Annotated in this window: 7 protein-coding genes and 1 tRNA gene; 6 read left to right on the top strand and 2 right to left on the bottom strand. The window is 55.0% G+C overall.

Features of this window, described 5'->3' with window-relative positions; all coding sequences use genetic code 11:
• Window positions 1-92: 92 nt before the first annotated feature.
• Window positions 93-542, bottom strand: coding sequence for a MarR family transcriptional regulator (locus tag JW953_05685; GenBank protein MBN1992173.1), 450 nt, complete (start codon window positions 540-542; stop codon window positions 93-95).
• A 211-nt stretch (window positions 543-753) separates the two neighbouring features.
• Between JW953_05685 and JW953_05680 the strand changes: the two genes are divergently transcribed.
• On the top strand, window positions 754-2,370 hold the full coding sequence (locus JW953_05680) for a DUF3459 domain-containing protein (protein ID MBN1992172.1): 1,617 nt from the start codon (window positions 754-756) through the stop codon (window positions 2,368-2,370).
• A 94-nt stretch (window positions 2,371-2,464) separates the two neighbouring features.
• Window positions 2,465-4,135 carry a maltose alpha-D-glucosyltransferase gene (treS, locus tag JW953_05675; protein MBN1992171.1) on the top strand — a complete coding sequence of 557 codons (1,671 nt, stop codon included), beginning with the start codon at window positions 2,465-2,467 and terminating at the stop codon, window positions 4,133-4,135.
• Here treS and JW953_05670 read toward each other — a convergent pair.
• Window positions 4,092-4,829, bottom strand: a complete 738-nt coding sequence (locus JW953_05670) for a hypothetical protein (protein ID MBN1992170.1) — start codon at window positions 4,827-4,829, stop codon at window positions 4,092-4,094. The genes treS and JW953_05670 overlap by 44 nt on opposite strands.
• Before the next feature lie 251 nt (window positions 4,830-5,080).
• On the opposite strand from JW953_05670, the gene JW953_05665 reads away from it, so the two are divergent.
• From JW953_05665 to JW953_05650, 4 genes are all read left to right on the top strand, one after another.
• Window positions 5,081-5,162: transfer RNA gene (locus tag JW953_05665), tRNA-Leu, on the top strand.
• A gap of 317 nt (window positions 5,163-5,479) precedes the next feature.
• Complete coding sequence (locus JW953_05660; GenBank protein MBN1992169.1) at window positions 5,480-7,867, top strand: putative monovalent cation/H+ antiporter subunit A; 2,388 nt, start codon at window positions 5,480-5,482, stop codon at window positions 7,865-7,867.
• Window positions 7,864-8,274 (top strand): Na+/H+ antiporter subunit B, encoded by a 411-nt coding sequence (locus tag JW953_05655; protein ID MBN1992168.1) that lies wholly within the window; start codon window positions 7,864-7,866, stop codon window positions 8,272-8,274. Before JW953_05660 ends, JW953_05655 begins: the two co-directional genes overlap by 4 nt.
• A 1-nt stretch (window position 8,275) precedes the next feature.
• On the top strand, window positions 8,276-8,553 hold a 278-nt coding region (locus tag JW953_05650), incomplete at its 3' end, for an NADH-quinone oxidoreductase subunit K (GenBank protein ID MBN1992167.1).

Raw genomic sequence — 8,553 nt, 5'->3', positions numbered from 1 at the left:
AGCATTTGAATACCGATTAGCTTGACCTTTATTATCCCATATTTTCTTGTTAATGTTAAATCTTATGTCACTGCAAAAGTCGAGTTTAAAGTTTATGCTTTAGCCAAACCAAGCTTGCGACACAAGGCAGCCAGTTGATGCTGCTCTTTGGGCGTCAAAACGGCGATAGTTTTCACCACATTCTTCACATGATCAGGAAAAATTTGGTCAATTAATTGCCGTCCCCTCTCGGTCAAACAAATGGTCACAAAACGCCGGTCACTTTCGTCTCGCTCTCGCTCTACCAAACCCCGTTTGACCAGATTGTCAATCACTAACGTTAAATTGCCGCTGCTTTTAAGGATTTTGGCCGCCAATTCCTGCTGGTGCAGCGGCCCCAGGTGATAAAGCGATTCCAATACCCCAAACTGGCTCCAGGTTAAGCCATAATCCTTTAGATGGCAATTGACCCGCGCTTCCACCGACTCTGCCGCCCGGGAGAGTTTGATATAAACGTCCAGCGCATCTTTTTCTATTTGCGTGCCCTGATAATGCGTGCCCATTGTTCAATAATTTTACATCAAATAGTTTAATATTAAATTAAAAATTACTACTAACGAAGAGACGACGGACGACCAACGACGAAGGACGAAATTTGGTTGTTGGTCATTGGTCGTTATGCAAGGAACGCCAGCACCACCAGACCCGCAGTTTGCCATTAAACTCAGCAGTGGGTAGAATGGGGTAGCGCCAAACAAATTAACAGGAGCAGAAATGGTTATGGCTAGGTCTCATTATCCCTGGTGGCAAAAAGGCATTATTTACCAAATCTATCCCCGTTCATATCAAGACGGCAACGGCGACGGCATCGGCGATTTGCCGGGCCTTATCCAACGCCTGGATTATGTTAAAAGTTTAAATGTGGATGCGATCTGGCTCTCCCCCATTTTCCCTTCGCCCATGCATGATTTTGGCTATGATGTGGCCGACTATACCGGCATCCATCCCCTCTTTGGCACAATGGCCGACTTTGACCGCTTACTGGCAGAAACCCACCAACGAGGCCTAAAATTGCTGCTGGACCTGGTGCCCAACCACACCTCCACCGAGCACCCCTGGTTCCAGGAAAGCCGCCGCAGCCGGGACAATGCCAAACGTGATTGGTATATCTGGCGCGATCCCGCCCCGGATGGCGGGCCGCCCAACAACTGGCTCAGTGTTTTTGGCGGCCCGGCCTGGACCTTTGACGAAACAACCGGCCAATACTATTTGCACCAGTTTGTGAAACAACAACCGGAACTCAACTACCGCCATCCCAAAGTGTTAGCGGCGATGTTGGACGTGATGCGTTTCTGGCTGGATAAAGGGCTTGATGGCTTTCGCGTGGACGTTATCTGGCTCATGATGAAGGATGAACAACTTCGAGATGAACCGCTTGACCCAAACTGGGATGGCGTGTGGCCTTTTGCCCAATTACAACACATCTACACCCAAAACCTGCCCGAAGTGCATCGCCTTATCCGGCAAATGCGGGCCGTGCTGGATGAATATGATGAGCGGATGATGGTCGGCGAGATTTATTTGCCCAACGAGGAATTGGTTAAGTACTACGGCCAAAACTTTGATGAATGTCACTTGCCCTTCAATTTCCAACTCATTCACCTGGATTGGAACGCGGCCACCGTGCGCCAGGCGGTTGACGCCTACGAGGCTGCCTTGCCAAATGGGGCCTGGCCAAACTGGGTGATGGGCAATCACGACCGCCATCGCGTGGCCAGCCGGGTAGGGGCCGCCCAGGCCCGCGTAGCCAACATGCTGCTTCTCACCTTGCGCGGCACTCCTACCACTTACTACGGCGAAGAAATTGGCATGGAAAACGTGCCCATTCCCCCAGAATTTGTTCAAGACCCGCCCGCGCTTAACCAGCCGGAAATCGCCCACATTGTGGGGCGCGACCCGGAACGGACCCCCATGCAATGGGACGACTCCCCCAATGCCGGTTTTGCCGCGCCTGGCGTAACCACCTGGCTCCCGGTGGACAACGACTATGTTGAGCGTAATGTCGCCCGGCAAGAAAAGGACCCCACCTCGATGTTGAGCCTTTACCGCGCCCTGACCGGCCTGCGCCGCGCCGAACCGGCCTTGAGCGGGGGGGATTACGCCTCAATAGAAGCCGGGGCAAACGATGTTTTTGCCTATCTCCGCACTGCGCCGGGCGCGGGCCGTTTTGTGGTAGTGTTGAATTTTGGCGGCAAAAGCCACACCCTTGACCTGAACCAGGTTGGCCGGCGGGCCGCCATTGCCGTGTCAACGGATATGCGGCGCGCGGGTCAAATTGACCTGGCCAACTTGTCTCTTGAGCCAAATGAGGGCCTGGTGCTGCGACTTTAATTATTCAGATAGCCATGTTTTTGAGTAAAGACAGAACAATGTTCTGTCTTTACCCGGCAAAAATTCAAAACCTTCGGGCAAATAAGGTAAAAAAATGACGCTAACTCCCGACCCGCTCTGGTACAAAAACGCAATTTTTTACGAACTGCACATCCGCGCCTTTGCCGACAGCAATGGCGACGGCAAAGGCGACCTGCGCGGCATCATCCCCAAGTTAGATTATCTCAAAGAATTGGGCGTTGACTGCATCTGGCTGCTGCCAATGTTCCCTTCGCCGCTCAAGGACGACGGTTACGACATTGCCGACTATTTCCACATTCATCCCGATTACGGCACGGTTGACGATTTTAAGGCGCTGGTGCGCGAAGCCCACGCCCGCGACATCCGCCTCATCACCGACCTGGTGCTCAACCACACCTCCGACGAGCACCCCTGGTTTATCGAGGCCCGCCGATCCAAAGACAATGCCTATCGAGATTATTACGTCTGGAGCGACTCCGACCAGAAATACAAAGAGGCCCGCATCATCTTTGTAGATACCGAATCTTCCAACTGGGCCTACGACGAAACCACGGGCCAATACTATTGGCATCGCTTCTATGCCAGCCAGCCCGATTTGAATTACGACAATCCCATTGTGGCCGACAAAATGATAGAAATCATCAGATATTGGCTGGATATGGGCATTGACGGCTTCCGCGCCGACGCCGTGCCCTACCTGTTTGAGCGCGAAGGCACCAACTGCGAAAATCTACCGGAGACACACGCCTATCTTAGGCGCATCCGGGCCATGATGGAAGCCGAATACCCCGGCACTATCCTGCTGGGCGAAGCCAACCAATGGCCTTGGGATTTGCGGCCTTACTTTGGCGGCGACCCGGCCGATCCCACCGTGCCCGGCGACGAATTTCACATGGCCTTTCATTTTCCCTTGATGCCACGCCTTTTCAAAGCGCTCAAACTTGGCCATGCCGCCGACATTATCCAGATCATGAACGACACCCCGCCCATCCCCTTTAATACCCAGTGGTGTGTTTTTCTGCGCAATCATGATGAACTGACCCTGGAAATGGTGACAGAAGAGGATCGCCAATTGATGTGGCGTTTGTACGCGCCGGAGCCGCGCATGCGCCTTAATTTGGGCATCCGGCGTCGTTTGGCCCCGTTGCTGGATAATGACCGCCGCAAAATTGAACTGGCCAACGCCATTCTTTTCAGCCTACCCGGCGCGCCCATCATCTACTATGGCGACGAAATTGGCATGGGCGATAACATCCGGCTTTTCGACCGTAACGGCGTGCGCACCCCCATGCAATGGACGGCTGAACCGGGAGCCGGTTTTTCCCAGGGCAAATCGGCCGCCGCTCCCGCAGACTTCTGGGTTCCGCTTATTGACGACGACGTTTACGGCTATCACGCAGTCAATGTGGCCGCGCAACTGGCCGACCCCGCTTCGCTGCTTCATACCATGCAACACCTGGTGGCTGTTCGTAAAACTTATCCTGTGCTTGGTTGGGGTCGCTGCGAATTTTTGACCGGAACCAATAAAGCCATCCTGGCCTACCGCCGTTTCACCGAAACAGCCCAGATGTTGATTGTGGCCAACCTGACGGATGAAACCCAGGTTACCACCCTTGCTTTACCCGATTTTGGGAGCGTCACGCCGGTTGACGTATTGACCGGCCAGACATTTCCCCGCATCACGGCCAAAGACTATCCGGTCAGCCTGGTTCCCTACCAATACGGTTGGCTCCATTTAACCTGACCAAAAAAGCAGCCATCACGCCGCCTCCCAAACCCAATGCAAGCCCACCGGCCGTTACCCACCAGCCCCAGCCTAACCCAACCGGCTGCTGGTAGACCTCCGCCAGGCCTGGCCGGATCAAGCTAAATTGCCACAGCGGCAAAATAATCGCGGCCGGCCCGCTTGCGGTCCAAAAAACAACCAACAGTTTAGGCGGCAGGTTTTTCAAAACCGGAGCAATAACGGCCCCCCCCATCGCCGCCAGCGCCAAACTCGTTTGCAACCTAAATTCCGGCGCCAGCAAAATAGGCGGCGCCCACACCGGCGATAGCGAGGCCAGGGCCAGTGGAAAAACCGCCAGCCGCAGCAGCCGGCGCAGCCAGGTCGGCAGGGCCAGCCCCTTATTTACCGCAAAGAGAGGCATAGCCAGTATAGCTAAAAAAAGCGGCAGTAAAAAGAAAAGTCGCTCAAACTCCAACTGCATCGTCCGCACTTCTGGCAGAAACTTTACAAACTCGGCCAACCCGGGGCCGGTAAGTTGCAGCGCTACCTCATCCCGCCAAATCCAGGGTAAAAAAGCTCCGCCGATGCCGGTCAAGAGCAAACCCAGCCCCAGCAGCCAACTGCTAATATGGATGATGGATAGCCTATTGCGACTGTTATATTGACTTGAATTTATTTGTGGTGGATCAAATTGTTGACTATTGTTATGCAAGTTCAAACTCCAAGTGAAGTTATGGTTACGACATCCCCCTGAATTCCTGCCAGTTCCAATGAGCAACCATAAAGAATGAGCCAATAGTTTATAACCCCTTGCTCAAACTTTGACAAATTTAGCAAACTGATACCGCCCCCCTTTCTCCCTTGCCTGCCCAAAATTTTGGATAAGCGCGAAGACGCGAAGAGCGCAAATTGACTCTCGCTGTGAATAATGTTAGAATCTCACCCGCATTCTTCAATTTTGCTGGGGGAGTGTCGGAACTGGCAGACGAGCGTGACTTAGGATCACGTGCCGCAAGGCGTGCGGGTTCAAATCCCGCCTTCCCCACTTTTAGGTTAATTCTGCCGGCAAAATAGCGGCCCAGGGCCTCTACCTGGGCCTGGGCTTTTTTATAGCGTGATTGATACAGGCCAGCAATATCCGCGCCGGCCTTGACCAGACCAATTCTAATTCAATCTACATCTAAACCCCTATCCCGTTCTTCTTGCTCTCGGATATATTGGCGTACGGCAACTTCATCATACCTCACCGTACTCACCCAATACTTTTTCGCCCAAAAGGCCATTTGCCGTTCACCCAACAGTTCCCGATGAATTGGTAAACGGGCTTCACCTAGTCCACCTTCTAAAGAAGAGGCCAAACCGATGACAAACACCGTAGTCGAATCAGAGGTATCTAAACTGCAAGGTAGAAAAGGGAAATTAGGCAAATTAAGCGGCCGGCTTGTTGCCGTAGTGCCACTGGGTCTGACCCTCTATTTTGTCACCCTGATCCCGTTGATTGCCGCCGGAGAAACAGCGCAGCTTGCGTACTCATGGGTGCCCTCGCTGGGCGTTAACCTCTCCTTTTACGTGGACGGCCTCAGCCTCATTTTTAGCCTGCTCATCAGCGGTATTGGCGCGCTGGTGAGCGTTTACAGTGGCAGCTATCTGGCCGGACACCGGCTGCTGGGGCGCTTCTACCTATACCTGCTGCTATTTATGACCGCTATGCTGGGGGTGGTGCTGGCTAACAACCTCATCACCCTGTTTGTGTTTTGGGAACTGACCAGCCTGACCTCATACTTGCTGATTGGCTTTAACCACGAACAGGAAATTTCTCGCCAATCGGCCTTGCAAGCCCTGCTGGTGACCGGCGCCGGAGGGCTGGCCTTGCTGGCCGGGCTGCTGCTCTTGGGTAACGTCGGCCAGAGTTGGGAATTATCAACCATACTTGACCAGGGCAATCTCATCCGGGCGCATCCCCTGTACCTACCACTGCTGATGCTGGTTTTGTTGGGCGCGTTCACCAAATCGGCTCAGTTCCCCTTCCACTTCTGGCTGCCTAACGCTATGGCCGCGCCTACGCCGGTGAGCGCCTATCTGCACTCGGCCACAATGGTTACAGCGGGTGTTTATTTGCTGGCCCGGTTTGATCCGGCCCTGGGCGGCACCTTTGCCTGGCACTTTAGCCTGGTCTTGATCGGCACGGTAACGATGCTGCTGGGCGCCTACGTGGCCTGGCAGCAAACCGATCTCAAACGCATTTTGGCCTACTCCACGGTCAGCGCCCTGGGCACGTTGGTCATGCTCATTGGCCTGGGTACGCCGGCCGCGCTCAAAGCCGCCGTGGTCTTTCTCATTGTCCACTCCCTCTACAAAGGCGCGCTCTTTATGGCCGCCGGCTCAATTGATCACGAAACCGGCACCCGCGACATCACCCGACTCAGCGGCCTCTACCGGCTGATGCCCATCACCTTTGCCGCCGTGATTCTGGCCGCATTGTCAATGATGGGCGCGCTGCCTCTGTTTATCGGTTATATCGGCAAAAAATTGATCTACGAAGCCACTCTGGCGCCCCCCCCGCTGGTGTCGAACATTCTTACCGGCGCGGCCGTGTTAGCCAACGCGCTGACCATCGTTGCGGCCGGGCTGGTGGCTTACCGGCCCTTTTTTGGCCCCAAACCCAACACCCCCAAACATCCCCACGAGGCCCCGCCTGGGATGTGGCTGGGGCCGCTGGTGCTGGGGATCATCGGGCTGGTCTTGGTGCTGGTCATTGAACTCTGGCCGGACAATCCCTTGCAAGCCGTGATGGTGGCTGCCGCCCAAGCCATGTATGATGATGTGGTCAAGGTGAAACTTGCTGCCTGGAGCGGCCTCAACCTGGAATTTTTCCTCAGCCTGCTCACCCTGGCCTTGGGGATTACGCTGTATGTCATCTACAAACCGCTGGTACGACTCGTCCGCCTACTCAATATCATCGCCCGTTGGGGGCCGGAACAGTGGTACAACTGGCTGCTGGCGGGGATGCTCAAGGTGGCGGGCTGGCAAACTCGCCTTCTGCAAAACGGCTACCTGCGCTATTACCTGATAACCATCATTCTCACCACGGTGGTGCTGATTGGCTACACGCTCTTCAACCAGGTGGATTTGACCGGCCTGATCATGACTTCGGAAGTTCGCTTTTACGAGTTGGTCATCGCCGGGCTAATCTTGGCTGCCACGGTGATGGTTGTTTTCAGCCGCTCCCGGCTGGCGGCGGTGGTCGCCCTGGGGGTGGTGGGCTACGGCGTGGCCCTGTTTTACCTTCTGTTCAATGCGCCCGACCTGGGCATGACCCAGATCGCTATCGAAACGTTGGGCGTTATCTTACTGGTTCTCATCCTATACCGCTTGCCCCGCTTTACCATCTTTACCGGCATCCCCCACCGTTTACGCGATGGAGCCATTGCCCTGGCCGCCGGCGCAATGATGACCGGACTGGTATTAATCGCTAACAGTGCGCCGACGGTATCAAAAATTACGCCCTTTTTTGCCGCAAATAGCCTGACCGCAGCCAAAGGGCGCAATGTGGTCAATGTGATCCTGGTTGATTTCCGCGGCCTGGATACGCTGGGCGAAATCACGGTGCTGGCCGTGGCCGCGATTGGGGTATTCGATTTGCTCAGACTGCGGCTGGGCCAGGCCCCAAAAGAGCCGGCCAGGCCCGAAGCAGCCGCTGTATTTTCAACCTACAAAAAACAACCATCCAACCAGGGAGGTGCTCAATGACGTCCTTGATTTTGTCAACCGCCACCCGCTATCTGTTGCCCCTGCTGCTGCTCTTTTCCATCTTTTTGCTTCTGCGCGGGCACAACGAACCCGGCGGCGGTTTTGCCGGTGGGCTGATGGCCGCCGCAGCCTTTGCCCTTTACGCCATTGCCCACAACGTGGCCGAGGCCAAAAAGGCGCTGTATCTCCATCCCCGCACGCTGATTGCCGTTGGCTTGCTGGCGGCGGTGAGTAGCGGCCTGATCGGCCTGCTGGCGGGCTATCCCTTTATGACCGGTCTCTGGAGCAGCCAGAATGTGCCGATGCTGGGCAAGGTCGGCACGCCGTTGTTATTTGATATGGGCGTGTATCTGGTGGTGCTGGGAATCACCCTGCTCATTATCTTTTCCCTGGCCGAGGAGGAATAACATGACCCTGATAATGGCCATTGTGATTGGCTGTCTATACGCTGCCGGGCTGTATATGATGATGCGGCGCAGCATTGTCAAACTGATTTTTGGCCTGTTTCTGTTGGGACACGCGGCCAACCTGCTCATCTTCACCGCCGGGGGCTTGAACCGCCACAAACCGCCCCTGATTGCGGCGGGCGAAGCAGCCCTGACCGGCCTTTTTGCCGACCCGCTGCCCCAGGCCCTCATTCTCACCGCCATTGTGATTGGCTTCGGGGTGCAGGCCTTTGCCATTGT

The organism is Anaerolineae bacterium (assembly GCA_016931895.1).
Classification (GTDB): domain Bacteria; phylum Chloroflexota; class Anaerolineae; order 4572-78; family J111; genus JAFGNV01.
The sequence above is the reverse complement of the archived record's forward strand: the minus strand, read 5'-3'. Positions and strand labels throughout refer to the sequence as shown.

Coding starts and splice junctions, on each gene's coding strand:
- JW953_05685 (MBN1992173.1), bottom strand. CDS start 542: ATGGGCACGCATTATCAGGGCACGCAAATAGAAAAAGATGCGCTGGAC.
- JW953_05680 (MBN1992172.1), top strand. CDS start 754: ATGGTTATGGCTAGGTCTCATTATCCCTGGTGGCAAAAAGGCATTATT.
- treS (MBN1992171.1), top strand. CDS start 2,465: ATGACGCTAACTCCCGACCCGCTCTGGTACAAAAACGCAATTTTTTAC.
- JW953_05660 (MBN1992169.1), top strand. CDS start 5,480: ATGACAAACACCGTAGTCGAATCAGAGGTATCTAAACTGCAAGGTAGA.
- JW953_05655 (MBN1992168.1), top strand. CDS start 7,864: ATGACGTCCTTGATTTTGTCAACCGCCACCCGCTATCTGTTGCCCCTG.